The following is a 26,971-nucleotide window of genomic DNA, read 5'->3' as shown; positions in this document are numbered from 1 at the left end:
GAGGATCACGAAATGGCTGATCTCAGCACAAATTTCATCGGCATCAAGTCGCCGAACCCGTTCTGGCTGGCCTCCGCGCCGCCGACAGACAAGGAATACAACGTCGTGCGCGCCTTCAAGGCGGGCTGGGGCGGCGTAGTCTGGAAAACGCTGGGCGAGGACCCGGCGGTGGTCAACGTCAACGGCCCGCGCTACGGCGCGATCCACGGACGCGACCGCAACCTGATCGGCTTCAACAACATCGAGCTGATCACCGACCGGCCGCTTGAGGTCAACCTGCGCGAGATCAAGCAGGTCAAGCGCGACTGGTCGGACCGGGCGATGGTCGTCTCGCTGATGGTGCCCTGCGAGGAGCAGAGCTGGATCGACATCCTCAAGAAGGTCGAGGACACCGAGGCCGACGGCATCGAGCTGAACTTTGGTTGCCCGCACGGCATGTCGGAACGCGGCATGGGCTCGGCCGTCGGCCAGGTGCCCGAATACATCGAGATGGTCACCCGCTGGTGCAAGCAGCACAGCCGCATGCCCGTCATCGTCAAGCTGACGCCGAATATCACCGACATTCGCAAGCCTGCCCAGGCGGCGAAGGCCGGCGGTGCGGACGCCGTTTCGCTGATCAACACGATCAACTCCATCGTCTCGGTCGACCTCGACCAGATGGCGCCCGAACCCACCATCGACGGACGCGGCGCTCATGGCGGCTACTGCGGTCCGGCGGTCAAGCCGATCGCGCTCAACATGGTGGCGGAAATCGCCCGCGACCCGGAAACCCACGGCCTGCCGATCTCCGGCATCGGAGGGGTGACCACCTGGAAGGACGCGGCCGAGTTCATGGCCCTGGGCGCGGGCACCGTGCAGGTCTGCACGGCGGCGATGACCTATGGCTTCAAGATCGTCGAGGAGATGAAGGACGGCCTCAGCGACTGGATGGACGAGAAGGGCTACACCAGCGTCGACCAGGTTGTCGGCCGGGCCGTGCCCAATGTGACGGACTGGCAGCAGCTTAACCTCAACTATGTGGTCAAGGCGCAGATCGACCAGGACGCTTGCATCAAGTGCGGCCGCTGTCATATCGCCTGCGAGGACACCTCGCATCAGGCCATCACCTCGATGAAGGACGGCTTGCGTCATTTCGAGGTGATCGACGAGGAATGCGTCGGTTGCAATCTGTGCGTCTCGGTCTGTCCGGTGGAGGATTGCATCTCCATGGTGCAGATGACCGAGGGCACGGATCCGCGAACCGGCAAGAAGATCGAACCGGATTACGCCAATTGGACCACGCATCCCAACAATCCGAACCGGGTGATGGAAGCGGCCGAGTGACATCGCTCCTGGAACCGTGCCGGCGGAGCGCGCGATGAGCGTCTCCGCCGACAGGGCAGATATGGGAACCGGGCGCGCCCATCTGGCGATGCTCGGTTTCGTGTTCCTCGTCTCGACGTCCTTTCCGGTCGGCCATGCCATCACCGGGGACCTGGCTCCGGCGGTGCTCACCGCCTTGCGCTTCTGTCTGGCGGCGGCGATCTTCGCTGGTATCGCCACCTGGAAGGGGCTTTGGCAGCGCCCGAAACTGTCGCGCTTTCCGGTCTATATCCTGATCGCGGTGGTGCTGAACATCTTCTTCGTGACGATGTTCGAGGCGCTGCGCTACACCAGCGCGCTCAATGCCGGCGCCGTCTTCACGCTGCTGCCGGCCTTCACCGCGATTGCCGGCTATCTCCTGCTCCGCCAGACCGTGTCGCGCCGTCAGGCGGCCTGTCTTGCCCTCGGTGCGGCGGGCGCGATCCTGGTGCTGTTCGGGTCAGACATCGGCCGGCTCCTGCGCTTCGAGATCGGCACAGGAGAAACGATCTTTCTCTTCGGGGTGATGTCCTACGCGTTCTATTCGCCGCTGATGCGCCTCCTCAATCGCGGCGAACCGCTGGAGGTGTTCAATTTCTGGATCCTCGCCTGCGGCGCGGTGATCCTGCTGGTCTACGGCCACGACGACCTGCTGCAGACGAACTGGCCGGAGGTGCCGGCCCGCGCCTTCATCGGCGTTGCCTATCTGGCAGTCTTCCCGACCGCGTCCAGCTTCTTCTTCGCCACCTATGCGAGCCTGCGCCTGCCGTCGGGTCCGGTGATGGCCTACACCTATCTGCTGCCGTCCTTCGTCCTGTTCGAGACGCTGGCGCTGGGCGCGCCCTGGCCCGGCATGCTGACGCTCGCCGGCGTTGCGGTGACGGCGGTCGCGACGCTGATCCTGCAGCGAGACACGCACAAAAGGGGCTGACCCGGTCGGAAGACGCGCCGGTCAGTTGCGCAGCTGCGTGGCCATATAGGCGATGGTCTTGCGATAGACCTCCGCCCGGTTCCAGTCGCGCAGCACCCCGTAGTTCGCCGTGCCCGGCGACCAGTCAGCGCCCTTGCGCCAGCCATGCCGGCGCAGGAAGTTCGCCGTCGAGGCGAAGACGTCCGGCTTGCTGCGGATCAGGTTGGGCCGGCCGTCACCGTCGAAATCGACTGCAAAGCGCTCATAGCTGGAGGCGAGGAACTGCGTCTGGCCGATCTCGCCGGCCCAGGCGCCCTTCATGTCGCGAATGCTCATGGCGCCGCGGTCGGCGATCCGGAGCGCGCTCATAAGCTCGTTGGTGAAGAATGCCGACCGCCGGCAGTCGTAAGCAAGGGTGGCCAGCGACGAGAAAATCGGAATGTCGCCCATGAAGCGACCGAAGCCCGACTCAAGCCCCCAGATCGAGACGATGATTTCCTTCGGCACGCCGTATTTGCGCTCCACCCGGTCGAGCACGACCGCATGCTGGCGCAGCCGCTTGCGGCCGATCGCGATGGTGCTCGGCGGCGCGCGGCGCGCCAGGAACTGCTGGAAGCTCAGTTTAAAGGATTTCTGGTTGCGGTCGCGGCGGATCACCTTGGTGTTGTAGCGCAGACCGCCGAGCGCGGCCTTCACCGTTCTGGAGGAAACCCCCGACGCCACCGCCTTGCGCTGGAAATCCGCAAGCCAGGCCGGAAAACCCTGCGCGGTGTTGCCGCAGGAGGCCGCCAGCGCGCCGGTCGCGCCGAGGGAGAGGCCGAGACACAGGGCGCCGGCGACAAGAATCTGAGAACCACGCATGGGTATCCTCGCAAGCTTGGCGCGTCGCGCTCGGGCGTGCGCAGTCAAGGGTCGGCCGCGCACGCGCGACTGTGTCTGTTGAGGATGACCCGCGCGGGCGTTCAGATCAAGCGCGGGGCAGGAGCCCCTCAAGGAGAAGCGCCGACAGGGTTTCCAGCGCGCCCTTGCGAAACCGGTCGTCGTGAATGCCGGACCCGGTCAGCGCCTCGATCTGCGGCGCGAAATCGGCGTAGTGCTGGGTCGTCGCCCAGATCAGGAAGATCAGGTGATAGGGATCAACGTCGCGGATCTTTCCCGCCTTCGCCCAGTGGCGCAGCACCTCCGCCTTTTCCTCGACAAGCGCCTTGAGCGGCCCCTCGAGCACGTCGCGGATCATCGGTGCGCCCTGCATCACCTCATTGGCAAAGAGGCGCGAGGCTTCCGGTTCGTTGGCGGAAAAGCGCAGCTTTTGCTCGATATAGGCCGTCAGCTCGCGGCGCGGGTCGCCGTCGGGGTCAAGCGTGCGCAAGGGGGCGAGCCAGCGGTCCAGCAGGCCGGCGAGCACCGCCTTGTAGATCTCCGACTTGGAGCCGAAATAATAAAGCAGGTTCGACTTCGACATGCCCGCGTCGCTGGCGATCTGGTCGACACGGGTGCCGCGATAGCCGAAGCGGGCGAAGGTCCCGAGCGCCGCCTCCAGGATGCGCGCCCGGTTTCTCTCCTGAATGCGTGTGCGCCGCGGCTGGTCGTCCACGCTCATGCCTCCGCACGCGCGGGTTCGGCCGGCGCGGGCGCAGGGGAGGGGGCTGCGGGCGGTTTGGCGCCGATGCCGGCAAGGACGATGCCGATCACCGTCTTCTTGGCGTCCTCGAACTGGGCATCGTCCAACGGCGTGCCGCCGTTCAGCGTATCGATCTGGTGATTGAAGTCGGCGTAATGCTGGGTCGTCGCCCAGATCATGTAGAGCAGGTAGCGGGCGTTGACCGGCGCGATCTTGCCCTCCGTCACCCAGCGGTCGATGACGGCGGCCCGCGATGCGGTCCAGTCGCGCAAGGTGGTCTCCAGATAGTCCTGGATCACCGGCGCCTTGTGCAGGATCTCGTTGGCCCAGACCTTCGACCCCATCGGATGCGCGCGGGAGATGTCCATTTTCGCCGAGATATAGGCGGTGAGCGCTTCGACCGGATCGTCGCTCTCGTCGAAGGTGTTGGCCGCATCGAGCCAGACATTGAAGATGTGCTCCACCACGCGGCGGTAGAGCGCTTCCTTTGTCGGGAAGTAGTAATGCAGGTTGGCCTTGGGGATGCCGGCGCGGTCGGCGATCACGCCGGTGGTCGCGCCCCGGAAGCCGCGTTCGGCGAAGACCTCCTCGGCCGCCTTGAGGATGGCGCGTTCGTTCTCTTCGCGAACGGCGCTCTTCTGTGTCTTGTCCCTGGCGCGCATCGTCCCTGATCGCCAATTCGGCACAACAGCCAAAAATTGATCTTGACCATGTGGTCAAGCCTTCCTAGGCTCATTTTGACCATTTGGTCAGGTTTTTTGGCCTGACGCAATGGATAACATGAGACGGACCGCCGGCACAAAACAACAAGACCGACGGCCGCGACCTTCCAGATTTCAGCCCTCGCGCTCCGGTGCGGGAGCTGCCTGTGCGGCGCGCAAGCTGTCATGCTGTGCAAGGTCGCGACGCGCGGGAAGACGGGGAACGATGGGCGGTGCTAGGCTTCGTGCCGGCACCAAGCGGCCGTGCGCGCGGGATTTGTCCCGCGCCCTGTCGCGAAGCCGATCGCATCACAGACAACAGGGCGCCCGCCGGGAACAAAGCGCGGGCGATCGGAGGACCCATGTCGCAGCCGGCGCTGACCAGCAACAATCTCGACGCCTTCTGGATGCCGTTTACGGCAAACCGCCAGTTCAAGAAGAACCCGCGCCTCTTTGTCGGCGCGGAGGGCATGTACTACAAGACCGCCGACGGTCGTCAGGTGCTGGACGGTACGGCCGGGCTGTGGTGCTGCAACGCCGGTCATGCGCGGCCCCGCATCACCGAGGCGGTGCAGCGCCAGATTGCCGAGCTCGACTATGCGCCGGCCTTCCAGATGGGTCATCCGCATGCCTTCGAGCTGGCCGCGCGCCTGTCGGCGCTGATGCCCTCGCCGCTCGACCATGTGTTTTTCACCAATTCCGGCTCCGAATCCGTCGAGACGGCGCTGAAAATGGCGATTGCCTATCACCGCGTTCGCGGCGAGGGCTCCCGCACCCGGTTGATCGGCCGCGAGCGCGGCTATCACGGCGTCAATTTCGGCGGCATTTCCGTCGGCGGCATCGTCGCCAACCGCAAGATGTTCGGCACGCTTCTCGGCGGCGTCGACCACATTCGCCACACCCACGATCTGGAGCGCAACGCCTTCTCGCGCGGCCAGCCGGACAATGGCGCGGAATATGCCGAGGAACTCATCCGTCTCGTCCAGCTGCATGACCCGTCGACCATCGCGGCGGTGATCGTGGAGCCGGTTGCCGGCTCCACCGGCGTGCTGATCCCGCCGAAGGGCTATCTCAAGCGGTTGCGCGAGATCTGCGACCAGCATGGCATCCTGTTGATCTTCGACGAGGTGATCACCGGGTTCGGACGCCTGGGCTCCCCCTTCGCGGTCGATCATTTCGGCGTGGTGCCGGACTTGGTCACCACCGCCAAGGGCATCACCAACGGCGTCATTCCGATGGGGGCTGTGTTCTGTTCCAGCGACGTGCATCAGGCCTTCATGACCGGGCCGGAACACCTCATCGAGTTCTTCCACGGTTACACCTATTCCGGTCATCCGGTGGCCTGCGCAGCCGCGCTCGGCACGCTCGACACCTATGAGGAAGAGGGGCTCCTGACCCGCGCCGCCGAGCTTGAGGACTATTGGGCCGACGCGCTGCATTCGCTGAAAGGCACGCGCCACGTCATCGACATCCGCAACATCGGCCTGATCGGCGCGATCGAGCTGGAGCCGATGGCCGGTGAGCCGACGAAGCGGGCCTTCACCGCCTTCCTCAATGCCTATGAGGCCGGCGTCCTGATCCGCACCACCGGCGACATCATCGCGCTGTCGCCGCCGCTGATCATCGAGAAGAGCGAGATCGACCGGCTGGTCGATACCCTCCGCACCGTTCTGGAAGCCCTGGACTAGATCCCGGACCGCAGGCCGCACCGGTCACCGGTGCGGCCTGCGCAAGCTCACACGAAACGATGGCGGGGCGGCAGATTTCGGCCCGGCCACGGACCAGGAACCGAACATGACAGTCATTGAAAATGCCATCGGCGGCACACGTGCCCCCTCCCGTTCCGCCCGCACGGCCGCGATCTACAATCCCGCCACCGGTGAACAGAGCGCGACGCTGCACCTGTCGACCGCCGACGAAGTCGCCGAGGCGATTGCCGCGGCCAAGGCGGCCTTCCCGGCCTGGCGCGACACGCCTCCGGCGAAGCGGGCACGCTGCATGTTCCGCTTCAAGGAACTTCTGTCCGCCCATGCCGACGACATCGCCCGCGCGATTTCCGCCGAACACGGCAAGACCCATGACGATGCGCTGGGCGAAGTGGCGCGCGGCATCGAGGTGGTGGAATTCGCCTGCGGCATCCCGCATCTGCTGAAGGGCGATTTCGCCCGCAACGTCGGTCCGGCCATCGACAGCTATTCCGACCGCCAGCCGCTCGGCGTCGTCGCCGGCATCACGCCGTTCAATTTCCCGGCGATGGTGCCGCTTTGGATGTATCCGATCTCGGTTGCCTGCGGGAACACCTTCGTCCTCAAGCCGTCCGAGCGCGATCCCTCCGCCGTGATGGTGGTCTACGATCTCTTCCAGAAGGCCGGGTTCCCCGATGGCGTGCTGAACGTCGTGCATGGCGACAAGGAAGCCGTCGACGTGCTCCTGACCCACCCGGACGTGAAGGCGCTCTCCTTCGTCGGCTCCACGCCGATTGCCGAATACGTCTATTCCACCGGCACGGCGCACGGAAAGCGGGTCCAGGCGCTGGGCGGCGCCAAGAACCACATGGTGGTGATGCCCGACGCCGACATGGACCAGGCCGCCGATGCCCTGATGGGCGCGGGCTACGGCTCCGCCGGCGAGCGCTGCATGGCGATCTCGGTTGCCGTTCCCATCGGCGAGGAAACCGCCGACCGGCTGGTGGAAAAGCTGATCCCGCGCGTGCAGGCGCTGAAAATCGGCCCGGCCACCGACAAGGATGCCGAAATGGGCCCGGTCGTCACCGAACAGCACATGCGCAAGGTGCTGGGTTACATCGACCAGGGCGAGAAGGAAGGCGCGGAGCTTCTGGTTGACGGGCGCGGCTTCACGCTTCAGGGCTATGAGAACGGCTATTTCGTCGGCGGCACGCTGTTCGACCGCGTCACGAAGGACATGACGATCTACAAGGAAGAGATCTTCGGTCCGGTGCTCTCGGTGGTGCGCGCCAAGGGCTACGAGGAAGCCCTGTCGCTGATCAACGAGCATGAATACGGCAACGGCACGGCGATTTTCACCCGCGACGGCGATGCCGCCCGCGCCTTCGCCGACGGCATCGAGGTCGGCATGGTCGGCATCAACGTGCCGATCCCCGTGCCGGTCGCTTACTTTTCCTTCGGTGGCTGGAAGCGCTCGCTGTTCGGCGATCATTCGATCTACGGTGAGGAGGGCGTGCGCTTCAACACCCGGCTCAAGACGGTCACGACCCGCTGGCCCGCCGGCATCAAGGACGGGGCGGTCTACACCTTCCCGAACATGGATTGACGGCAGCGATGACCCGTCCTTCCGCCACATCTGAGGTGCTGGTCGACGACGAGCGGGTGCGCGTCACCCGCTGGGACTTCGCGCCGGGCGCGGAGACCGGCTGGCACCGTCACGACATGGACTATGTCGTGACGCCCGTGACGGACTGTCATTTCCTGCTGGAGGAGCCCGGCGGCGCGGCCCGCCGGGTGGAGATGCCGGCAGGGGCGGCCTACCGCCGTCCCGCCGGGGTCGAACACAATGTCGTCAACGGCGGCGATGCTCCGATGAGCTTCGTCGAAGTCGAACTCAAGAGTTAGGAGAGGCGTGATGAGCGCACCTGGAAAGAACATCCGCATCGACGGCGACCGGCTGTGGGACAGCCTGATGGAGATGGCGAAGATCGGACCGGGTGTTGCCGGCGGCAACAACCGCCAGACGCTGACCGATGCCGACAACGAGGGCCGCAGGCTCTATCAGTCGTGGTGCGACGCGGCCGGCATGTCGATGGGCGTCGACACGATGGGCAACATGTTTGCCCGCCGCGAGGGAACGGATCCCGACGCAAAGCCCGTCTATGTCGGCTCGCATCTCGACACGCAGCCGACGGGCGGCAAATACGACGGCGTCCTCGGCGTTCTCGGCGGGCTGGAGCTGATCCGCACGCTCAACGACCTCAACATCAAGACCAAACGGCCGATCGTCGTCGTCAACTGGACCAACGAGGAAGGCACGCGGTTTGCGCCCGCCATGCTTGCCTCCGGCGTTTTCGCCGGCATGCACGACGAGGACTGGGCCTATGACCGGGTCGATGCGGACGGCAAGAAGTTCGGCGACGAGCTGAAGCGGATCGGCTGGGTCGGCGACGAGCCGGTGGGATCGCGCAAGGACGAGATCCACGCCATGTTCGAGCTGCACATCGAGCAAGGGCCGATCCTGGAAGCGGAGGACAAGGACATCGGCGTCGTCACCCACGGCCAGGGCCTGTGGTGGTTGCAGGTGACGGTGACCGGCAAGGACAGCCACACCGGCTCCACGCCGATGCCGATGCGCAGGAACGCCGGTCTCGGCATGGCGCGCATGACCGAGCTGGTGCATGAGATCGCGATGAAGAACCAGCCGCGCGCGGTCGGCGCCATCGGCCATTGCGATGTCCATCCCAACTCGCGCAACGTCATTCCCGGCAAGGTGGTCTTCACCATCGACTTCCGCTCGCCCGACCAGGACACGCTCGACGGCATGAAGGCGGAATTCGAGGCCAAGGCCCCGAAGATCGCCGAGGAACTGGGCCTTTCCGTCGAGATTGAATCCGTCGGCCATTTCGATCCCGTCACCTTCGACGAGACCTGCGTCAAGGCCGTGCGCAATGCGGCGGAACGGCTCGGCTATTCGCACCGGGACATCATCTCGGGTGCCGGTCACGACGCCTGCTGGATCAACCGCGTCGCGCCGACGGCGATGATCATGTGCCCCTGCGTCGACGGCCTGTCGCACAACGAGGCGGAGGAGATTTCCAAGGACTGGGCCACCGCCGGCGCCGACGTGCTGCTGCACGCGGTGCTGGACGCGGCGGAGATCGCGGAATGAACACCATTTGGCGCGCCGATTGGCGCGCCGCCCCCTAGACAACCGAAAGGTCCGACAAGAGGCCTCGCGGACACACCAGACAGAGGGATCAAGCCATGACCAGCAAAGTGATCAAGGGCGGAACTGTCGTCACGGCAGACCTGACCTATGAGGCGGACGTCAAGGTCGAGGGCGGCAAGATCGTCGAGATCGGCCCGAACCTTTCCGGCGACGAGGTGCTGGATGCCACCGGCTGCTATGTCATGCCGGGCGGCATCGACCCGCATGTGCATCTGGAAATGCCCTTCATGGGCACCTATTCGACCGACAATTTCGACAGTGGCACCAAGGCCGCCCTTGCCGGCGGTACGTCGATGGTCGTCGACTTCTGCCTGCCCGCACCGCAGCAGTCCCTGCTGGAAGCCATCCAGATGTGGGACAACAAGTCGACGATGGCCCATTGTGATTACTCCTTCCACATGGCGATCACCTGGTGGAGCGAGCAGGTCTTCAACGAGATGGAGACCGTCGTTCACGAGCGCGGCATCAACACCTTCAAGCACTTCATGGCCTACAAGGGCGCGCTGATGATCGAGGACGACGAGATGTTCGCCTCCTTCCAGCGCTGTGCGGCCCTCGGCGCGCTGCCGATGGTGCATGCCGAAAACGGCGATGTCGTCGCCGATCTCTCCACGCGGCTTCTGGCGGAAGGCAACAACGGGCCGGAGGCGCATGCCTATTCCCGTCCGCCCGAGGTCGAGGGCGAGGCGACCAACCGCGCGATCATGATCGCCGACATGGCCGGCGTGCCGCTCTATGTGGTGCACACCTCGTCGGAACAGGCGCATGAGGCGATCCGCCGGGCCAAGCAGAACGGCATCCGCTGCTACGGCGAGCCGTTGATCCAGCACCTGACGCTGGACGACAGCGAATACCGCCACCCCGACTGGGACCACGCCGCACGCCGCGTGATGTCGCCGCCGTTCCGCGACAAGAAGCATCAGGACAGCCTCTGGGCCGGCCTTCAGGCGGGCACGCTGCAGGTGGTTGCGACCGACCACTGCGCCTTCTCCACCGAACAGAAGCGCTACGGCGTCGGCGACTTCACCAAGATCCCCAACGGCACCGGCGGTCTGGAAGACCGCATGCCGATGCTGTGGACCCATGGCGTCGCCACCGGGCGGCTGACGATGAACGAATTCGTTGCCGTGACCTCGACCAACATCGCCAAGATCCTCAACATCTATCCCAGAAAGGGCGCGATCCTGGTCGGCGCCGATGCGGATATCGTTGTCTGGGATCCGGCGAAGGAAAAAACCATTACGGCGGCCAATCAGGTCTCGGCGATCGACTACAACGTCTTCGAGGGCAAGCATGTGAAGGGCCTGCCGCGCTTCACGCTGACCCGCGGCCGCGTCGGCTTCGCGGACGGCAAGGTCATCGAAAAGCAGGGCCACGGCCAGTTCGTCAAGCGCACGCCGTTCCAGGCGGTGAACAGGGCGCTGTCGACCTGGAAAGAACTCACCGCGCCGCGCAAGGTGGAGCGCACCGGCATTCCGGCAACCGGCGTTTGATCGCGATGGGCGAGACATCCCTTCCGGTCGGACAGCGACGAAGGCGGGATTTCCCCAGGTTTGGCCTGACACCCTTCGCGCACCGGTTTCCCGACGACGCCGGGGAGGTCGGCGTTCGGATCTGTGGCGAGGTTGAGCGGGAGGTGCGTCTGGAAGACCTGCTGCCCCATGTCCGGAGAACAAGCCAGGTCAGCGACTTTCATTGCGTGACCTCATGGTCCTGTACCGGCCTTGTTTGGGAAGGGTATCTGCTTGCCGATGTGCTGGCGGAGATCGACCGGGTCGCGGGCATCGGGGAGGCGGCGCGCGTCGTTATCGTGACGTGCCAAGACGGCTACGCGACGTCCCTCCCGCTTGAGGACCTGCGCGCCGCGGATGTGCTTCTCGCCGACCGTTTGAACGGAGTGGCGCTCACGGTTGAGCACGGCGCGCCGCTGCGTCTCGTGGCTCCGGCACATTATGGCTACAAGAATGCCAAACACGTCGCCAAACTGAAGTTCGTCAGGGAGCAGAGCGATTTCCGCCCTCCGGGTCTCGGCTTTCTCGTCCACCCGAGGGGGCGTGTCGCCCTCGAGGAACGCGGGTCCGGGGTGCCGGGGTGGATCCTGAGATACCTGTATCGTCCCCTGATCGCTCCAAACGCCTTTCTGTTTCGTCGCGCGATGAGGAAATATGACGCCCGGCGTTCGCTTGGGACATCGTCCGGCGGTGACGTTGGGGACAAAAACACCGATCTCAGCGCGGGGCAGCAATGACGAGGGCCGCGGCCGTCGCCGGAGCGGCACCCAAGGGAAGAGAGTCAATGTCAACAAACGCCGATACAGTCATCGACATCGCCAACCTGTCGCTGACTTTCGAGACCAACGACGGTCCCGTCCACGCGCTCTCCGACATCGATCTCGCCATCGGCGAGGGCGAGTTCGTCTCCTTCATCGGCCCGTCGGGCTGCGGCAAGACCACGCTCTTGCGCGTGATCGCCGATCTGGAGCAGCCGACCGGCGGATCGATCTCCGTCAACGGCATGACGCCGGACGAGGCGCGGCTGAAGCGCGCCTATGGCTACGTCTTTCAGGCCGCCGCCCTTTATCCCTGGCGTACCATCTCCGACAACATCGCGCTGCCGCTCGAGATCATGGGCATGGGAAAGGCGGAGCGCGAGGAGCGCATCAGGAAGAACATGGAGCTGGTCAATCTCGCCGGCTTCGAGCGCAAGTACCCTTGGCAGCTTTCCGGCGGCATGCAGCAGCGCGCCTCCATCGCACGCGCGCTCTCCTTCGATCCCGACCTGCTCCTGATGGACGAGCCCTTCGGCGCATTGGACGAGATCGTCCGCGATCACCTCAACGAACAGCTCCTGAAGCTGTGGGACAAGACCAACAAGACGGTGGTCTTCGTCACCCACTCGATTCCCGAAGCCGTGTTCCTCTCCACCAAGATCGTCGTGCTGTGTCCGCGACCCGGCCGTATCTACGACGTGATCGAAAGCGACCTGCCGCGCGACCGCACGCTCGACATCCGCGAAACGCCGGAGTTCCTGAAAATCGCCCACCGGGTGCGCGAAGGCCTCAGGGCGGGGCATTCCTATGATGACTGAGACCATGCGGTTCGGGATCGGCTGGCGGGCGACCGAGATGACGCGGACGCGCGACGGCGACGTCGAGCGGTTCACGGTGGCCTCGCATCAAAGGCCGATCGCCACCGTGGTGGCCGGCATTCCCGTCGTCTTTCTCGCCGTCGCGACGGCGGCCTATGCCGCGTCGCATCTCGATATCGTGACCCTCGCGATGGCCGGTCTGCTCGGCTACATGCTCTATGAGCTCGCACGGGCGAATTTTGGAACGGTCCTGCTGAAGATCCGGCAATCGGACGTCGAGGCAACCTCGATGCTGGTGCTGCCCGGCCTTGGCGCCGTGCCGCTCGCTCCGACGCGGCGGTGGCCCTTCAGCGAGCTCGCCAGTGTGTCGATGGGCCAGACGGAATACGGCAAGGCCAAGACCAAACCGGTCGACTGGCCGGGCTACGGTCTCGACGTGAAGACCGCCGACGGCGCGTCCCGGCGCCTGGTGTCCGGCATCTCGCTGGAGCAGGCCGGGGCCGTGCGGACTGTGCTTCTGGAGCGGATGGAACGGGGACGCGAGGAATGACCGCGACGTCGCTCGATTCGCGCAATGACGTGCCGCAGGCGGGACACACGCTCCAGTTCGGTCGCGTATGTGTCTATTCCGATGACGTTGGAACGCGCATCGATATTCCCTCGCGTCGCCCGGGCCCGGTCGTGGTCTTTCTGGGGGTCTGGTTGGCGGCGTGGACCTTTGCCGGCGTCGTGTCGTTCTTCGCCTTTCTTGGCTCGCTCGCCGGGCCGGCGGTCTTTGCGATGTTCATCGGTGTGTGGTGCGTGGTCTGGGCGGGTGGATGGGTCGCAACCGCTGCGGCCTTCCTTTGGATGCTTGTCGGGCGCGAGGTGGTGATCCTGCGCGACGGCATCCTGACCAAGCGGGTGATCCTCCCCTGGGTCGGCGTCAGCCGCCACTACCACGCGGACCTGATTCGAAATCTTCGGCGCAACATGATTACCGGCGATCCGGAGACCCCGCAGGAAGACGGTGCCGGGATTCCACTCGGTCGCTATGGCGCGCTTGCCTTCGATCATGATGGCGAGACGGTCTATCTGGGCGCCGCGCTCGGTCCCGCGGCAGCCGGGGTCCTCATGGAAGCAATCGAAACCTGGCTCAAACAGCAGGGAGAGCCCGCATGAAGAGGTACAGCCGAATCCTCGGCCGGTCCCGCAAGCGCACCGTGTCGACATCCGGCAAGGCGGTTGGTGCGCCACACGCCCGAGCGGAGGTGCGGACATGACATCAGCGACCCTCTCTCCCCTGGCCCGCTCCCCCTTTGCCGGACTGATGTCGGGCACCGCCGGACCTGTCCTTGTCGTGGTCGCCGTGCTGCTGGCGGGCTGGTATCTCGCCGCCGTGCTGCTCAACACGCCGTTCCAGCGCGACATCTACAAGCGCGGCGGTGTGGAGGACGTTTCCATCGTCCAACTCGTCACCGATACGCTGGCGCAGGACCGTCCGGTGCTGCCGTCGCCGCATCAAGTTGCGGTCGAGATCTGGGAGACCACGGCGGAAAAGAGCATCACCTCCAAGCGCAGCCTCGTCTATCACAGCTCGATCACGCTTTCCTCCACGCTGCTCGGTTTCCTGATGGGAACGGTGCTCGGCATCCTGCTCGCCATCGGGATCGTGCACAGCCGTGTGCTCGACAAGAGCCTGATGCCCTGGGTGATTGCGTCGCAAACGATCCCGATCCTCGCCATCGCGCCGATGATCATCGTGGTGCTGAACGCGATCGGGATTTCGGGTCTTCTGCCCAAGGCGCTGATCTCGACCTATCTGTCGTTCTTTCCAGTTACCGTCGGCATGGTGAAGGGCCTGCGCTCGCCGGAAATCATCCAGCTCGACCTGATGAAGACCTATTCGGCATCGGCGTCGCAGACGCTGTGGAAGCTGCGCCTGCCGTCGGCTGCGCCTTATCTTTTCGCCTCGATGAAGGTTGGCGTTGCGGCGAGCCTTGTCGGCGCCATCGTCGGCGAATTGCCGACCGGCGCGGTCGCCGGGCTCGGCGCGCGCCTGCTCGCCGGCTCCTACTACGGTCAGACCGTACAGATCTGGTCGGCGCTGATCGTCGCTGCGGTCCTCGCCGCGGCGCTGGTGTCGCTGATCGGGCTGGCCGAGCGGAGTGCTCTCAAGCGAATGGGGATGGCACAATGACATCTGTTGCACAACGTGCAAGCGCGAAGAGCCCCGTCGCCGGGATCCTGTCGACCGGCGCGCTCGGCCTCGCCGTGGTGGCGATCCTGCTTCCGGTCATCCGCGGTGAAAGCCTTCGGCTCGACCTGATCGACACGCCATCGCTCGCGCTGGCGGTGGGGGCGGCCATCGTGCTGCTTGCGGCCTACCGGTTTGCCCGGGTCGGTCGCGTCTATGCCTGCATCGGGCTCGGCGGCGTGTCCTATGCGCTCGCCTTTGCCCTGATCGGGCTGATCACGCCGCACGCGGGCGATGCGGGAGCGGGGTTCTGGGCCTATCTGGTCGTCGCCTGGGCGATGGCCTGGCTGAGCGTGGAGGAAATGGCGGCGCTGGAGCCGCGCGATCCGGCGTTGCGGCGGCTCGTGGCGCTGGCGATCCCGCTCACCTTCGGCATCTGGTTGTTGATCCTTTGGCAGTTGCTGGTCGTCGGCTTCGCCGTGCCGCGCGTGCTCCTGCCGCCGCCCTCCGAGGTCTGGGTCCGCCTGCTGGCCTCTCCCGACATTCTCTGGAAGGATTTCCAGCAGACCTTCCTCAAGGGCGTGCTCATCGGATACGCCATCGGCTGCGGCTCGGGCTTCGTGGTCGCCATTCTGGTCGACCGGGTTCCGTTCCTGCGGCGCGGGCTGCTGCCCATCGGAAACCTGGTGTCGGCCCTGCCGATCATCGGCGTGGCGCCGATCATGGTGATGTGGTTCGGCTTCGACTGGCCGTCGAAGGCCGCCGTCGTCATCATCATGACGTTCTTTCCGATGCTGGTGAACACGGTGACGGGTCTTGCCGCAGCGGATCGCATCCAGCACGACCTGATGCACACATATGCGGCAGACTACCGCCAGACGTTGATCAAGATGCGGCTGCCGATGGCAATGCCCTTCATCTTCAATGCCTTGAAAATCAACTCGACGCTTGCGCTCATCGGGGCCATTGTTGCGGAGTTCTTCGGCACGCCCATCGTCGGAATGGGATTCCGCATTTCCACCGAGGTCGGGCGCATGAATGTCGACATGGTCTGGGCGTCGATTGCCGTTGCGGCGCTCGCCGGATCGCTTTTCTACGGCTTGGTGGCGCTCGTGGAACGGGTCGTCACCTTCTGGCATCCGTCAGTCCGGGGATAACGGACGGCGGGGCCGAAACCAGAGGGAGTAGGACATGAGAAAGACTTTGCTAGCCGCGGCCGCTATGGCCCTGGTCCTCGGGCCGGCTCAGGCGGCCGACGAGGTCACGCTGCAGCTGAAGTGGGTCACGCAGGGCCAGTTCGCCGGCTATTACGTGGCGCAGGACAAGGGCTTCTACGAAGAGGAAGGTCTCGACGTCACCATCAAGCCGGGCGGACCGGACATCGCTCCGCCGCAGGTAATCGCCGGCGGTGGCGCCGATGTCGTTGTCGACTGGATGCCCTCGGCCCTTGCCAGCCGCGAGCGCGGCGTTCCGCTGGTCAATATCGCCCAGCCGTTCAAGAAGTCGGGCATGATGCTGACCTGCCTGAAGGAAACCGGCATCACCAAGCCGGAGGATTTCCGCGGGCGCACGCTCGGCGTCTGGTTCTTCGGCAACGAGTATCCGTTCCTGTCGTGGATGAGCCAGCTCGGCATTCCGACCGACGGCAGCGACAATGGCGTGACCGTGCTCAAGCAGGGCTTCAACGTCGATCCGCTCCTGCAGAAGCAGGCCGACTGCATCTCGACGATGACCTACAACGAATACTGGCAGGTGATCGATGCGGGCATTCCCGAGGAGGAGCTGATCGTCTTCAAGTATGAGGAGCAGGGGTCCGCGACGCTGGAGGACGGGCTCTATGTTCTGGAGGAGAACCTCGAAGATCCGGCCTTCGTCGACAAGATGGCCCGCTTCGTGCGTGCCTCGATGAAGGGCTGGAACTATGCCCGCGAGAACCCGGACGAGGCCGCCGATATCGTTCTGGAAAACGATGCGACCGGTGCCCAGACCGAGAAGCATCAGCGGCGCATGGTGCGCGAGATCAACAAGCTGACCGAAGGCACCGACGGGACCCTCGACCTGGAGGACTACCAGCGCACGGTGATGACGCTTCTCAGCGGCGGGTCGGATCCGGTGATCACCAAGGAGCCGGAAGGCGCCACCACAACCGTGGTGACCGACAAGATGTAGGAAGTGTACTGACAATTCACGGCGCAGGGTGTGCAATCACATCCTGCGCCGTGAGCGTGATTGCAACCAAAAATACTTCATTCATCGCTAAATTTTTTTGGAAAGAAGGGCCGGGGCAAGAATACAGGTTGCCATTTACCACTTGTTATGGCGACGCAACGTAGCGGTGTTGAGAGGCGTCGGGTGGAAACCGGCGCAGCCCAATAGCGACCGGATGCCCCCATGTTCAAGAATGCGTCAATCACGATAAAGCTCGTCGTCACGAGCAGCCTTGTGCTGTTCCTGACGCTTGTCTGCGGTATCTCCATCATTGCCTGGCAATCCTCGCGTATCGCCAAGGACATTGCCATTGGCGAGGCCAGGGCGGTCGGCGAGCGCGAAGCGCAGTCGATTCGTCGTCAGCTCGAAAAGGGTCTGACCACCACGGAAGGTCTGGCGCAGACCTTCACCGCGCTCAAGGCCAAGGGCGTGACCGATCGTCAGGCTTGGACGGCGGTCATCGAACAGAAGGTCCGCGGCGACAAGACCCTCTCGGGCGCCTGGGGCGTTGTCATCACCGACGAGCTTGACGGCCGCAATGCCGAATTCGCCAACGCCGACAGTTGGCACGACGCGACCGGCCAGTGGCGGCCCTATGTCTTCCGCAAGCCGGACGAGTCGCTGGGACATCGTCCGACGGGCGAGATCACCGATGCGCCCGACAAGGAGTGGTTCAATCACACCTATCGCACCGGCGAGCTGTTTGCGACCGAACCCTATACCTGGCCTGTCGGCAACGACACCGCGATCGGCGTGTCCATGTCCGCTCCGATCATGCTGGGCGCGAAGGTGATGGGTGTCGCCGGCATCGACGTCTTCGCCACCGGTTTTTCGGAGGAACTGGCGCAGATCAAGCCGCTCGATACGGGCATGATCACGCTCGTGTCGCAGGCCGGCACCTGGGTTGCGCATCCCGACACCTCGTTGATCGGCAAACCGTTCCGCGCCGCCTTTGCCGATGACGAGGTCGCCGGCCTCGATCGGGCTCTGGCGGCGATCTCCGATGGACGGGCGCTCGACTACACCGGCTGGTCCCGCGCGCTCGGCGAGGACGTGATGCGCATGGTCATTCCGGTCAAGATCGGCGAGACGGGCCAGATTTGGTCGGTTCTCGTCAGCGTGCCGCTGTCGAGCCTGCATGCGGCGTCCCAGACCATCGTGATGTGGGTCGTCGGGGTCGGCTTGGTTCTGCTCATCGGGGTCGGCGCGGCACTCTATATCGTTGGCCAACGTATCATCCGCAGGCCAGTGGAGCGCACGCTGGAGCATATCCAGGCGCTGATCGATGGCAACTACGATGTGGACATCGACACTGCCGACCGCGCCGACGAGATCGGCCGCATCGGCAAGGCGCTGGAGGTGTTCCGCGAAAACTCCGCGCAGGCGGAAGCCCTGTCGGCCCAGCAGGAAGATGAGCAGAAGCGCCGAATTGCCCGCGCGGAACAGGTCGCCCGGCTGACGAGCGACTTCGATGCCTCGGCCGCGCAGCTCTTGCGATCGGTGGCTCACTCCGTGGAGAACCTGAACGCTGCCGCCGGCGAGTTGACCGGCGCGGCGGAAAACACCAGTGCGCAAAGCACGGCGGTGGCGGCTGCTTCCGAAGAGGCATCCTCCAATGTCGGTACCGTTGCGGCGGCCGCCGAGGAACTGTCCGCCTCCGTTTCCGAGATCTCGCGTCAGGTGCGCACCTCGGCCGATATCGCGGAAAGCGCGGTGTCGCAGGCAAAGCAAACCAACACCAAGATCGAGGGCCTGTCGGTCGCTGCGAGCCGCATCGGCGAGGTGGTGAAACTGATCAACGACATCGCCGAACAGACCAACCTGCTGGCGCTGAACGCCACGATCGAGGCGGCGCGCGCCGGCGAGGCGGGCAAGGGCTTTGCGGTCGTTGCAGCCGAGGTCAAGGAGCTCGCCACCCAGACCTCCAAGGCCACCGATGAGATCGTCACCCAGATCCAGCAAGTGCAGACGGAAACCGATGGTGCGGTGGGTGCGATCCGTGAGATTTCGCGCACCATCGAGGAGATCAACCGGATTTCCGGCAGCATCGCCGCGAGTGTCGAGCAACAGGGGGCTGCGACCAACGAGATCGCCATGAATGTTCAGGAAGCGACCGCCGGCACGCAGGACGTTTCACGCAATATCGCCGGTGTGTCGGAAGCCGCGCGGACAACCGGCGGCGTGGCGCTACGCATTCGCCAGGATGCGGAGGCGCTGCAGAATGAGGAAAAGCGGCTGCGGCAGAAGGTCGAGTCCTTCCTCGCGGGGATCCGCGAAGCGAGCTGACGGCCTCGTCCCGTGCGAACGGTCCAACCCGACGAAAAAAGCGAATGGCGCGCCTTGGGGGCGCGCCATTCGCCAGACTGCTGACAAAGCCCTGGCTTTTGCCGGGGTTTTTGATTCACTCAGCTATGTTGAGACAAGCGACGCCGGATCGGACGACCCTCGAGATGGTAACGCTCGACAGTCTGGTTCCGAAGGATCACCTTCCTCGCAAGATCGACGCGGTGATCGTTTTTTGGTCATTCATGGCCGTGTCGAGGGGCTTTGCTGTCCGGACAACGGTCGCCCGGCGCTTGATGCGACCTTGATGTTCAAGGCCCTATTCGTGGGGTATCTGTTCGGCGTCCGGCCGAAACGCCAGGTGCTGCGCGAGATCGAGGTGAACGTCGCCTATCGCTGGGTCTTGCGGCTGAAGCCTGCCGACACCACCGCGCTCGGCATGATGCGCAGGAAACAGTTCGCCGACGAGGGCGCCGTCGATGGCCACCGTTGCCCTGACGGCCAAATGCCCGCCTACGCCACGACCGAGCGGAACGGATACCGCCATTACAACTCCGGCCCCGCCGTCTGCAAGGCCTGCCCGCGTCTCGCCTCCTGTACCTCAAACGCTAGGGCGCAGCGCCCCCCCCCCCCAACCGTCATGCCCGGGCCGATCACCGCGACCGCGTCGACGCCAAACAGCTTCACGGTCACCGCACGCACGGTTTTGATGTCTGTGGATGGTGCAGGTGCAATGCCTCCTCGCCGCCACCGCTCAAGACATCAAGAAGATCGCAGTGGCGCTGACCGCAAAATCCCACCCAACACCGGCGCAAGGCCGCGCGACTCGTCGCCGGCGGACCTCCCGAACAAAAAAACACCGCAAACCCGTGCCAAAGAAAAACCCCGCCAAAAATGACGGGGTTTGTCAGGGGGCCAAAGCAGCGGATCGCTCCGCGGCTTTTTCGTATCTCGCTTCAAGAAGGCGTCCGTGCGGGCCGCCCCTTCAGGCTCGGCAGGCTCAGTTCGGCTTCTGGGCCGCTGCCTCGTTCGCCTGACCCATGTTTTGCCGGTACAGCGCGGCGAAATCGATCGGGTCGAGCATCAGCGGCGGGAAGCCGCCGTTGCGCGAGGCATCGGCGAGAATGTTGCGCGCGAAGGGGAAGAGCATGCGCGGGCATTCGATCAGCACGAAGGGATGAATGTGCTCTTCCGGAACGCCGGTGACACGGAACAGGCCCGCATAGACCAGCTCGATCGCGAAAACGGCCATATCCGCCGTCTTGGCGTTGGCGGTGAGGGTGATCACCACCTCATACTGGCTCTCGCCCATCGGCTGGGCCGCGACATTGACGTTGATGTCGAGCTTGGGCTGTTCCTTGGGCTGGAGCGATCCCGGTGCATTGGGGTTTTCGAAGGAAAGATCCTTGATGTACTGGGCGACGATGCTCATGCCGGGAGCGGAAGCCCCCTCGTTGGCCTGTCCCGCGGCCGCGTCGTTCGTCTCGGTCATTTTCGGTGTCCTGTGTTGTCTTGCCGTATCGGTCCCGTATCCGGGTGTCCGGCCGTTCGGCAGGCCAGGCCAAGGATGGCACGGCCGCGTCCACTGCGTCGCGCAAGGTCCAGCGGTTCACGCGAGAGACCTGCAAACCCGTCGACGGGTGGCTAGCATGGGGGAGACAGGCTGCACAAGGTTTGATTGACGCAGGTGTCCCCACGGGCGAAAACCGCTGCAAACTGCCGCCCCACGCATGCGCTGGAAACGCCATGGTTCAAACCGACACTCCGGATCTCGGCTCGCCCCACCGTCGCCTCAAGCTCGACACGCTGGTGCGGCTGCGCTGGCTTGCCATCGCCGGCCAGAGCGCGGCCCTGCTGGTCGTCCACTACGGTCTCGGGTATCCGTTTCCGCTCGCTCCTTGCATGGCGCTGGTGATCGCCTCCGCCTGGCTCAATATCTATGTGAAGGTGCGCACCCCCCAGTCGCACCGGCTGTCGGAACGCTCGGCGGCGCTGCAACTGGGCTTTGACCTTACCCAGGTCGGTGGCCTCCTCTATCTGACAGGCGGCCTCGGCAACCCTTTCGCCTTCCTGCTGCTTGCGCCGGTGATGGTCTCGGCCACAGGGCTGTCGTCGCGCAACACGCTGGCGCTCGGCGCGTTCGCCGCCGCGATCGCCTCGCTGCTCACCGTCTTTCACCAGCCCCTGCCCTGGCCGGAGGAAGAGACCTTCCACCTCCCCCGGGTCTATGCGACCGGCGTCTGGGTCGCGCTCATGTGTTCCATCGCCTTCATGGGCGCCTATGCCTACCGGGTGGCGGAAGAGGCGCGCCAGCTTTCCGATGCGCTTTCGGCGAGCGAGCTCGTGCTTGCGCGCGAGCAGCACCTGCATGCGCTCGACGGCCTCGCCGCGGCGGCGGCGCACGAACTGGGCACGCCGCTCGCCACCGTCTATCTGACGGCCAAGGAGCTGATGCGCGACATGGAGCGCGCACCGCAGGGGACCGACATGCCCGAAACGCTGCGCGACGACCTGGCGCTGATCCTGTCGCAGGCGGAGCGCTGCCGGGACATTCTCTCCAAGCTCTCCTCGCTGTCGGACGACCGCGACGAGCATTTTCGCGGGGAGCCGCTGTCGCATCTCATCGAGGAGGTGGTGGAACCCTGCCGGGCCTTCGGCATCGACATCGCCGTCGACATGCAAGGCGAGGGCGCGGAACCGATCGGCATGCGCAATCCGGCAATCCACTACGGTCTCGGCAACATCCTGGAGAATGCCGTCGACTTTGCCAGGAGCAAGGTGACGATCACCGGGCGCTGGGATGCGCGCCAGCTCACCATCGAGATCGCCGACGACGGCACGGGCTTTGCTCCCGATGTGATCACCCGGCTGGGCGAGCCTTATGTGACCGCCCGCGGCCCGCGCGACGAACGCACCGGGCAGGGCGACACCGGCGGTGGCCTGGGGCTCGGCTTCTTCATCGCCAAGACGCTGCTGGAGCGCACGGGGGCGGATTTGCGCCTGCGCAACCGCACGCCGCCGACCCGCGGCGCGGTGGTGCGCATCGCCTGGCCGCGCGGGGTCGTGCAGAGCGGTCGTGGCGCAGGTGCCGTTACGTGGCATGATGGCGCAGGCGAAATTGCCGCAGCCGAAGGGACGGACGTACAATTGCCCCGCCCGGAAAGCTCCATATAACAGTGTGCAGATGAAACGATTACGATGGTGCGCCAAGAATGAGCGACGAACCCGGCACGGATAGCGAACTCGGAACCCTCCTGATCGTCGACGACGATCGCCCCTTTCAGCAGCGGCTGGCACGGGCCATGGAAAAGCGCGGCTTCGTCACGGAGACCGCCGACAGCGTGCGAGAAGCGCTCGACAAGCTGCGCATCGACGCCCCGGATTATGCGGTCGTCGACATGCGGCTGGAGGACGGCAGCGGCCTCGATGTGGTTGAAGCCCTCAGGGCGCGCCGTCCCGAAGCGCGGATTGTCATTCTCACCGGTTACGGCAATATCGCGACCGCGGTAACGGCCGTGAAGCTCGGCGCCGTCGACTATCTGGCAAAGCCCGCGGACGCGGACGACGTGCTTGCAGCTCTCATGTCCTCCGGCGGGGACAAGGCGCCGCCGCCGGAAAACCCGATGTCGGCGGACCGCGTGCGCTGGGAGCACATCCAGCGGGTCTACGAATTGTGCGGGCGCAATGTGTCGGAGACCGCAAGGCGGCTCAACATGCATCGGCGCACGCTGCAGCGCATCCTGGCAAAGCGCGCGCCGCGCTGACCCCGTGCCGCCACGGGGCAATCCGCCGCGCAGGCATCATACTCTAGAGCAGGTCGAGAGACATCGCGCGCACCCCCGGGTCGAGCGCGTCATGAAGCCGGTTGGCTGCCGCCTGCGCGAACCGCAGCATCACGGCCTTTCGCCGGGCGGCAGCCAGCCTGTGCTCCGGCGCCTCGCGCAGCACCTCCGCACCAAAGCCGTCGGAGAGAATGAACCCGGCATCGAGCGGGAACGGATCGAGGCCAACGCCGGGGTGACTGGCAAAAAACAGCCGGTCGCAATGGGCGCGGTAGTCCGGCCATTTGTCGTCGGCACGCAGATCCGCAAGCGACGATTTCACCTCCACGATCCAGATATCCCCGCCCGGCCCGAGCGCCGCCAGATCGGCGCGCCGTCCGGAAGCGAGCGTCAGTTCGCCGATACAGGCGAATCCTTGCGCACGCAGCAGGCGCGCCGCGCCGCGCCAGACACGGATCGCCATCTCGGACTGACGTCCATCGACCAGCGGCTGGTCAAGCTCGATCCGGTTCGCCATCATGTCCTGCGCTCCTCGTCCTGCATCGCCTGAAGTTCATGGTTTGTTCAGTCGCAGTCTAACCGGCGGGCGCCGGTCAGGACAAGAGGCTGGGCGTTTGGCAAGGCAATCGAAGGCGTCCCGAAAGAGGCAAACGGACGCGTGTCCGCGCGGAACCGAAGCTCCGCGCGGCTTCGAACGTCAACGGCAGTCGAGGAAGCCGCAGATCGCGCGCACGTCCTTGAGCACGGTTTCGGCGATGGCGCCGGCCCGTTCCGCGCCGTCCTTGAGAACCGCATCGATGCTTGCCGGATCGGCGAGCAGCCGGTTCATCTCGTCGGCGATCGGCGCGAGTTTCTCCACCGCCAGATCGGCGAGCGCCGGCTTGAACACCGAAAACGGCTGGCCGCCGTATTCGCCAAGCACCGTCTCGCGGGTTCCGCCGGAAAGGGCTGCGTAGATACCGACGAGGTTGGCGGCTTCCGCACGGCCGTCCAGACCGTCCGGCTCGCCCGGAAGCGGCTCGGGGTCGGTCTTGGCCTTGCGGATCTTCTTGGCGATGTCGTCGGCCGTGTCGCGCAGGTTGATGCGCGACAGGTCGGACGGGTCGGACTTTGACATCTTCTTTGTGCCGTCGCGCAGCGACATGATGCGCGTCGCCGGTCCCGCGATCAACGGCTCCGTCAGCGGGAAGAAGAGTTCGTCGGGGAGTTCCGGGCTCGGGGTCGGGTTGGGCACGCCGAGACCGAGCTCCGCAATCCGCTCGGCGAAGTCGTTGTTGAACTTCTGCGCGATGTCGCGGGTCAGCTCCAGATGCTGCTTCTGGTCGTCGCCGACCGGCACATGGGTGGCCCGATAGGCCAGAATGTCGGCGGCCATCAGGGTCGGATAGGCAAAGAGACCCACCGAGGCGTTTTCCCGGTTCTTGCCCGCCTTTTCCTTGAACTGCGTCATGCGGCTCAGCCAGCCCATGCGCGCGATGCAATTGAAGATCCAGGCAAGCTCGGCATGCTCCTTGACCTGGCTCTGGTTGAAGATGATCGCCTTCTTCGGATCGATCCCGGCCGCCAGATAGGCCGCCGTCACTTCGCGCGTCGTCCGCGACAGGGTCGCCGGATCGTGCTTTGCGGTGATGGCATGCAGGTCGACGACGCAATAGATGGTCGGCATTTCGTCCTGCAGCGGAACGAAACGCGAGATCGCGCCGAGATAATTGCCAAGGTGAAGGTTGCCGGTGGGCTGGACGCCCGAAAACACGCGCGGCGAAAAGCTGGTCAAAACACAGTCCCCCAGTTTGGACCTTTGGGATGGGCGCCGGAACAGGATGTGCCGGCGGGGACGCACCGCGGATTGCGGTGCGCCTCCCGCGCGGACTTATGAAGAAGCGGCCGTAAAGAGGCAAGGGGTATGCGCCCCGAAGGTCCGGGATCCTCAGGCTTGCGCAGGGCTTCTATGCGAATCGCGGCGCAAGCGTCATGCTGTCGAGGCACTTGGATGGCGCGCAGATGCGTCGTTTCGACCCTTCCGGTATATTCCCAATTCACTAAATGTGTTTTTTTGCGATATAGACTGCAAGGAAATGAAGTCGCGGCTGCACGGCGCGCGCAACGACACGGCGGTTCGAACCGTCAGGGCGGAAGCACGAGGTCCCGGAGGCCGGAATGGATTACGAGAGCTTCTTTCGGAGCGAAATCGAGGGTTTGCACGAAGAAGGCCGCTATCGCGTGTTCGCGGATCTCGAGCGGCATGCCGGACAGTTTCCCAGGGCGACACGCTATACCGGCGACGGTGCGCATGAGGTTTCGGTCTGGTGCTCGAACGACTATCTCGGCATGGGTCAGAATGCGGTCGTGACCGATGCGATGCATGAGGCGATCACGCGCTGCGGCGCCGGCGCCGGCGGCACGCGCAACATCTCGGGCACGAACCACTATCACGTCCTGCTCGAGCAGGAGCTTGCCGACCTGCACGGCAAGGAAGCGGCGCTTCTATTCACCTCCGGCTATGTCTCGAACTGGGCCGCGCTCGGCACGCTGGCCGCGCGCCTTCCCGGCTGCGTGGTTTTGTCGGACGCGCTCAATCACGCTTCGATGATCGAGGGCATTCGCCACTCGCGCGCGGAAAAGCGGATCTGGAAGCACAATGACGTCGCCGATCTGGAGCGTCAGTTGGCCGAGATCGAGCCGGGCCGCCCGAAGCTGGTCGCCTTCGAATCGGTCTACTCGATGGATGGCGACATCGCGCCGATCAAGGAGATCTGCGACGTCGCCGACAAATACGGCGCCATGACCTATCTCGACGAGGTGCATGCGGTCGGCCTCTACGGTCCGCGCGGCGGCGGCATCGCCGAGCGCGAAGGGCTGATGGACCGCCTGACCGTGATCGAGGGAACGCTGGGCAAGGCTTTCGGCGTGATGGGCGGCTATATCGCGGCTTCCGAAGCGCTCTGCGATTTCGTGCGCTCCTTTGCCTCCGGCTTCATCTTCACCACGGCACTGCCGCCGTCGCTCGCTGCCGGCGCGCGCGCGTCGATCCAGTTCCTCAAGTCCGCGGATGGCGAGGCCCTGCGCAGCCGTCAGCGCAACCGCGTCGCGACGCTGCGCCGCCGGCTCGACGCTCTCGGGATCCCGCATTTGCCGAACCCCAGCCATATCGTTCCGGTGATGGTCAAGGATCCGGTGAAGTGCAAGATGCTCTCCGACATCCTGCTCGACAGCTATGGCGTCTACATCCAGCCGATCAACTATCCGACGGTTCCCAAGGGAACCGAGCGGCTTCGCATCACGCCGTCGCCGCTGCACACCGACGCCGACATCGAGCATCTGGTGCGGGCGCTGGAAGCGTTGTGGTCGCAATGCGCGCTCAGCCGCGCCGTCGCCTGACGCGCCTCACGCATCGCTGAAAACACGAAACGCCGGTCCGATGGGCCGGCGTCAGACTGCTGACAAACCCCTGGCTTTGGCCGGGGGTTTTTGATTCATTGTTTTTATGTTGAAGAAGCCCGGCCCGGATCAGACAGCGCTCGAGATGGTGACGCTTGAGCAGCTTGTTCCCGCCGATCACCTTTTGCGCAAGATTGACGCGGTGATCGAGTTTTCGTTCATTCATGATCGTGTTGCGGATCTTTATTGTGCGGACAACGGCCGTCCGCCGCTGGATCCGACGTTGATGTTCAAGGCTTTGTTCCTCGGCTACCTGTTCGGCATCCGCTCAGAGCGCCAGCTTGTGCGGGAGATCGAGGTGAACGTGGCCTACCGTTGGTTCTTGCGGTTGAAGCTGACGGACAAGGTGTTCGATGCCTCGACGCTGAGCCAGAACCGGCGGCGGCGCTACAACGACGCGAGCGTTGCCCAGGACATCTTCGATCACATTGTCGAGCAGGCGATTTCTCATGGGTTGGTGGATGGCACGGTTCTTTACACGGACAGCACCCACCTGAAGGCGAATGC

Annotated in this window: 25 protein-coding genes and 1 pseudogene; 20 read left to right on the top strand and 6 right to left on the bottom strand. The window is 64.7% G+C overall.

What is annotated here, in order from left to right; genetic code table 11:
• Nucleotides 1-12: 12 nt before the first annotated feature.
• Together preA and LC092_RS09345 are read left to right on the top strand one after the other, a co-directional pair.
• A complete protein-coding gene (preA, locus tag LC092_RS09350) occupies nt 13-1,323 on the top strand; it encodes an NAD-dependent dihydropyrimidine dehydrogenase subunit PreA (protein WP_224806251.1) in 1,311 nt (436 codons plus the stop codon).
• Nucleotides 1,324-1,357: 34 nt separating this feature from the next.
• Complete coding sequence (locus LC092_RS09345) at nt 1,358-2,272, top strand: DMT family transporter (protein ID WP_224806250.1); 915 nt, start codon at nt 1,358-1,360, stop codon at nt 2,270-2,272.
• A gap of 21 nt (nt 2,273-2,293) precedes the next feature.
• Here the strand turns inward: LC092_RS09345 and LC092_RS09340 are convergent, their stop codons facing one another.
• From LC092_RS09340 to LC092_RS09330, 3 genes are all read right to left on the bottom strand, one after another.
• Entirely contained in the window at nt 2,294-3,112 is an 819-nt protein-coding gene (locus LC092_RS09340; RefSeq protein ID WP_224806249.1) for a lytic transglycosylase domain-containing protein, read from the bottom strand.
• A gap of 106 nt (nt 3,113-3,218) precedes the next feature.
• Nucleotides 3,219-3,851: a TetR family transcriptional regulator C-terminal domain-containing protein gene (locus LC092_RS09335; RefSeq protein ID WP_412103549.1), complete on the bottom strand. Its 633-nt coding sequence runs from the start codon at nt 3,849-3,851 to the stop codon at nt 3,219-3,221.
• Nucleotides 3,848-4,534, bottom strand: a complete 687-nt coding sequence (locus LC092_RS09330) for a TetR/AcrR family transcriptional regulator (RefSeq protein ID WP_224806247.1) — start codon at nt 4,532-4,534, stop codon at nt 3,848-3,850. The genes LC092_RS09335 and LC092_RS09330 overlap by 4 nt, the downstream gene beginning before the upstream one ends.
• 401 nt (nt 4,535-4,935) lie before the next feature.
• Here LC092_RS09330 and LC092_RS09325 point away from each other — a divergent pair, with 401 nt between their 5' ends.
• The 14 genes and pseudogenes from LC092_RS09325 to LC092_RS09260 all read left to right on the top strand — a co-directional run.
• Nucleotides 4,936-6,261, top strand: coding sequence for an aspartate aminotransferase family protein (locus LC092_RS09325; protein ID WP_224806246.1), 1,326 nt, complete (start codon nt 4,936-4,938; stop codon nt 6,259-6,261).
• A 106-nt stretch (nt 6,262-6,367) separates the two neighbouring features.
• Complete coding sequence (locus tag LC092_RS09320) at nt 6,368-7,864, top strand: CoA-acylating methylmalonate-semialdehyde dehydrogenase (protein WP_224806245.1); 1,497 nt, start codon at nt 6,368-6,370, stop codon at nt 7,862-7,864.
• Nucleotides 7,865-7,872: 8 nt separating this feature from the next.
• Nucleotides 7,873-8,163: a cupin domain-containing protein gene (locus tag LC092_RS09315; protein WP_224806244.1), complete on the top strand. Its 291-nt coding sequence runs from the start codon at nt 7,873-7,875 to the stop codon at nt 8,161-8,163.
• Nucleotides 8,164-8,173: 10 nt separating this feature from the next.
• The gene (locus tag LC092_RS09310; protein ID WP_224806243.1) at nt 8,174-9,430 is read left to right on the top strand and encodes a Zn-dependent hydrolase; all 1,257 of its coding nucleotides are present in this window, start codon (nt 8,174-8,176) and stop codon (nt 9,428-9,430) included.
• A 95-nt stretch (nt 9,431-9,525) separates the two neighbouring features.
• The gene (hydA, locus tag LC092_RS09305) at nt 9,526-10,983 is read left to right on the top strand and encodes a dihydropyrimidinase (protein WP_224806242.1); all 1,458 of its coding nucleotides are present in this window, start codon (nt 9,526-9,528) and stop codon (nt 10,981-10,983) included.
• A 5-nt stretch (nt 10,984-10,988) separates the two neighbouring features.
• Nucleotides 10,989-11,738: a molybdopterin-dependent oxidoreductase gene (locus tag LC092_RS09300; protein WP_224806241.1), complete on the top strand. Its 750-nt coding sequence runs from the start codon at nt 10,989-10,991 to the stop codon at nt 11,736-11,738.
• Between the two features lie 47 nt (nt 11,739-11,785).
• Nucleotides 11,786-12,577: an ABC transporter ATP-binding protein gene (locus LC092_RS09295; protein WP_224806240.1), complete on the top strand. Its 792-nt coding sequence runs from the start codon at nt 11,786-11,788 to the stop codon at nt 12,575-12,577.
• The gene (locus tag LC092_RS09290; protein ID WP_224806239.1) at nt 12,567-13,127 is read left to right on the top strand and encodes a hypothetical protein; all 561 of its coding nucleotides are present in this window, start codon (nt 12,567-12,569) and stop codon (nt 13,125-13,127) included. Before LC092_RS09295 ends, LC092_RS09290 begins: the two co-directional genes overlap by 11 nt.
• Nucleotides 13,124-13,738, top strand: coding sequence for a hypothetical protein (locus LC092_RS09285; protein WP_224806238.1), 615 nt, complete (start codon nt 13,124-13,126; stop codon nt 13,736-13,738). The genes LC092_RS09290 and LC092_RS09285 overlap by 4 nt, the downstream gene beginning before the upstream one ends.
• Nucleotides 13,739-13,886: 148 nt before the next feature.
• Nucleotides 13,887-14,756 (top strand): ABC transporter permease, encoded by an 870-nt coding sequence (locus LC092_RS09280; RefSeq protein ID WP_224806412.1) that lies wholly within the window; start codon nt 13,887-13,889, stop codon nt 14,754-14,756.
• Complete coding sequence (locus tag LC092_RS09275) at nt 14,753-15,910, top strand: ABC transporter permease (RefSeq protein ID WP_224806237.1); 1,158 nt, start codon at nt 14,753-14,755, stop codon at nt 15,908-15,910. Before LC092_RS09280 ends, LC092_RS09275 begins: the two co-directional genes overlap by 4 nt.
• A 34-nt stretch (nt 15,911-15,944) precedes the next feature.
• The gene (locus LC092_RS09270) at nt 15,945-16,922 is read left to right on the top strand and encodes an ABC transporter substrate-binding protein (RefSeq protein WP_224806236.1); all 978 of its coding nucleotides are present in this window, start codon (nt 15,945-15,947) and stop codon (nt 16,920-16,922) included.
• 222 nt (nt 16,923-17,144) lie between these two features.
• Nucleotides 17,145-19,247 carry a methyl-accepting chemotaxis protein gene (locus LC092_RS09265; RefSeq protein WP_224806235.1) on the top strand — a complete coding sequence of 701 codons (2,103 nt, stop codon included), beginning with the start codon at nt 17,145-17,147 and terminating at the stop codon, nt 19,245-19,247.
• Nucleotides 19,248-19,372: 125 nt separating this feature from the next.
• Nucleotides 19,373-19,710: pseudogene (locus LC092_RS09260) on the top strand (transposase); the annotation flags it as partial.
• A gap of 534 nt (nt 19,711-20,244) precedes the next feature.
• On the opposite strand, the gene secB reads toward LC092_RS09260, so the two are convergent.
• Nucleotides 20,245-20,736 (bottom strand): protein-export chaperone SecB, encoded by a 492-nt coding sequence (gene secB / locus LC092_RS09255; RefSeq protein ID WP_224806234.1) that lies wholly within the window; start codon nt 20,734-20,736, stop codon nt 20,245-20,247.
• Nucleotides 20,737-20,990: 254 nt separating this feature from the next.
• Here secB and LC092_RS09250 point away from each other — a divergent pair, with 254 nt between their 5' ends.
• Both LC092_RS09250 and LC092_RS09245 read left to right on the top strand, forming a co-directional pair.
• Nucleotides 20,991-22,418, top strand: a complete 1,428-nt coding sequence (locus tag LC092_RS09250) for an ActS/PrrB/RegB family redox-sensitive histidine kinase (RefSeq protein ID WP_224806233.1) — start codon at nt 20,991-20,993, stop codon at nt 22,416-22,418.
• Nucleotides 22,419-22,456: 38 nt separating this feature from the next.
• Nucleotides 22,457-23,008 (top strand): ActR/PrrA/RegA family redox response regulator transcription factor, encoded by a 552-nt coding sequence (locus LC092_RS09245; RefSeq protein ID WP_224806232.1) that lies wholly within the window; start codon nt 22,457-22,459, stop codon nt 23,006-23,008.
• A gap of 43 nt (nt 23,009-23,051) precedes the next feature.
• Here the strand turns inward: LC092_RS09245 and LC092_RS09240 are convergent, their stop codons facing one another.
• Both LC092_RS09240 and trpS read right to left on the bottom strand, forming a co-directional pair.
• Nucleotides 23,052-23,546 (bottom strand): MmcB family DNA repair protein, encoded by a 495-nt coding sequence (locus LC092_RS09240; protein WP_318245915.1) that lies wholly within the window; start codon nt 23,544-23,546, stop codon nt 23,052-23,054.
• Nucleotides 23,547-23,723: 177 nt separating this feature from the next.
• On the bottom strand, nt 23,724-24,800 hold the full coding sequence (trpS, locus tag LC092_RS09235) for a tryptophan--tRNA ligase (protein ID WP_224806231.1): 1,077 nt from the start codon (nt 24,798-24,800) through the stop codon (nt 23,724-23,726).
• 383 nt (nt 24,801-25,183) lie between these two features.
• Between trpS and hemA the strand changes: the two genes are divergently transcribed.
• Together hemA and LC092_RS09225 are read left to right on the top strand one after the other, a co-directional pair.
• Entirely contained in the window at nt 25,184-26,404 is a 1,221-nt protein-coding gene (gene hemA / locus LC092_RS09230; protein ID WP_224806230.1) for a 5-aminolevulinate synthase, read from the top strand.
• A 106-nt stretch (nt 26,405-26,510) separates the two neighbouring features.
• A partial coding sequence (locus LC092_RS09225) for a transposase (RefSeq protein ID WP_224806229.1) occupies nt 26,511-26,971 on the top strand: 461 nt, incomplete at its 3' end.

Source organism: Stappia stellulata (assembly GCF_020176715.1).
GTDB lineage: Bacteria > Pseudomonadota > Alphaproteobacteria > Rhizobiales > Stappiaceae > Stappia.
This window is presented reverse-complemented; position numbering and strand designations above follow the sequence as displayed.

What these genes read in the sequence shown, in the direction of transcription:
- preA (WP_224806251.1), top strand. Translation starts at nt 13, where the DNA reads ATGGCTGATCTCAGCACAAATTTCATCGGCATCAAGTCGCCGAACCCG.
- LC092_RS09345 (WP_224806250.1), top strand. Translation starts at nt 1,358, where the DNA reads ATGAGCGTCTCCGCCGACAGGGCAGATATGGGAACCGGGCGCGCCCAT.
- LC092_RS09340 (WP_224806249.1), bottom strand. Translation starts at nt 3,112, where the DNA reads ATGCGTGGTTCTCAGATTCTTGTCGCCGGCGCCCTGTGTCTCGGCCTC.
- LC092_RS09335 (WP_412103549.1), bottom strand. Translation starts at nt 3,851, where the DNA reads ATGAGCGTGGACGACCAGCCGCGGCGCACACGCATTCAGGAGAGAAAC.
- LC092_RS09330 (WP_224806247.1), bottom strand. Translation starts at nt 4,534, where the DNA reads ATGCGCGCCAGGGACAAGACACAGAAGAGCGCCGTTCGCGAAGAGAAC.
- LC092_RS09325 (WP_224806246.1), top strand. Translation starts at nt 4,936, where the DNA reads ATGTCGCAGCCGGCGCTGACCAGCAACAATCTCGACGCCTTCTGGATG.
- LC092_RS09320 (WP_224806245.1), top strand. Translation starts at nt 6,368, where the DNA reads ATGACAGTCATTGAAAATGCCATCGGCGGCACACGTGCCCCCTCCCGT.
- LC092_RS09315 (WP_224806244.1), top strand. Translation starts at nt 7,873, where the DNA reads ATGACCCGTCCTTCCGCCACATCTGAGGTGCTGGTCGACGACGAGCGG.
- LC092_RS09310 (WP_224806243.1), top strand. Translation starts at nt 8,174, where the DNA reads ATGAGCGCACCTGGAAAGAACATCCGCATCGACGGCGACCGGCTGTGG.
- hydA (WP_224806242.1), top strand. Translation starts at nt 9,526, where the DNA reads ATGACCAGCAAAGTGATCAAGGGCGGAACTGTCGTCACGGCAGACCTG.
- LC092_RS09300 (WP_224806241.1), top strand. Translation starts at nt 10,989, where the DNA reads ATGGGCGAGACATCCCTTCCGGTCGGACAGCGACGAAGGCGGGATTTC.
- LC092_RS09295 (WP_224806240.1), top strand. Translation starts at nt 11,786, where the DNA reads ATGTCAACAAACGCCGATACAGTCATCGACATCGCCAACCTGTCGCTG.
- LC092_RS09290 (WP_224806239.1), top strand. Translation starts at nt 12,567, where the DNA reads ATGATGACTGAGACCATGCGGTTCGGGATCGGCTGGCGGGCGACCGAG.
- LC092_RS09285 (WP_224806238.1), top strand. Translation starts at nt 13,124, where the DNA reads ATGACCGCGACGTCGCTCGATTCGCGCAATGACGTGCCGCAGGCGGGA.
- LC092_RS09280 (WP_224806412.1), top strand. Translation starts at nt 13,887, where the DNA reads ATGTCGGGCACCGCCGGACCTGTCCTTGTCGTGGTCGCCGTGCTGCTG.
- LC092_RS09275 (WP_224806237.1), top strand. Translation starts at nt 14,753, where the DNA reads ATGACATCTGTTGCACAACGTGCAAGCGCGAAGAGCCCCGTCGCCGGG.
- LC092_RS09270 (WP_224806236.1), top strand. Translation starts at nt 15,945, where the DNA reads ATGAGAAAGACTTTGCTAGCCGCGGCCGCTATGGCCCTGGTCCTCGGG.
- LC092_RS09265 (WP_224806235.1), top strand. Translation starts at nt 17,145, where the DNA reads ATGTTCAAGAATGCGTCAATCACGATAAAGCTCGTCGTCACGAGCAGC.
- secB (WP_224806234.1), bottom strand. Translation starts at nt 20,736, where the DNA reads ATGACCGAGACGAACGACGCGGCCGCGGGACAGGCCAACGAGGGGGCT.
- LC092_RS09250 (WP_224806233.1), top strand. Translation starts at nt 20,991, where the DNA reads ATGGTTCAAACCGACACTCCGGATCTCGGCTCGCCCCACCGTCGCCTC.
- LC092_RS09245 (WP_224806232.1), top strand. Translation starts at nt 22,457, where the DNA reads ATGAGCGACGAACCCGGCACGGATAGCGAACTCGGAACCCTCCTGATC.
- LC092_RS09240 (WP_318245915.1), bottom strand. Translation starts at nt 23,546, where the DNA reads ATGATGGCGAACCGGATCGAGCTTGACCAGCCGCTGGTCGATGGACGT.
- hemA (WP_224806230.1), top strand. Translation starts at nt 25,184, where the DNA reads ATGGATTACGAGAGCTTCTTTCGGAGCGAAATCGAGGGTTTGCACGAA.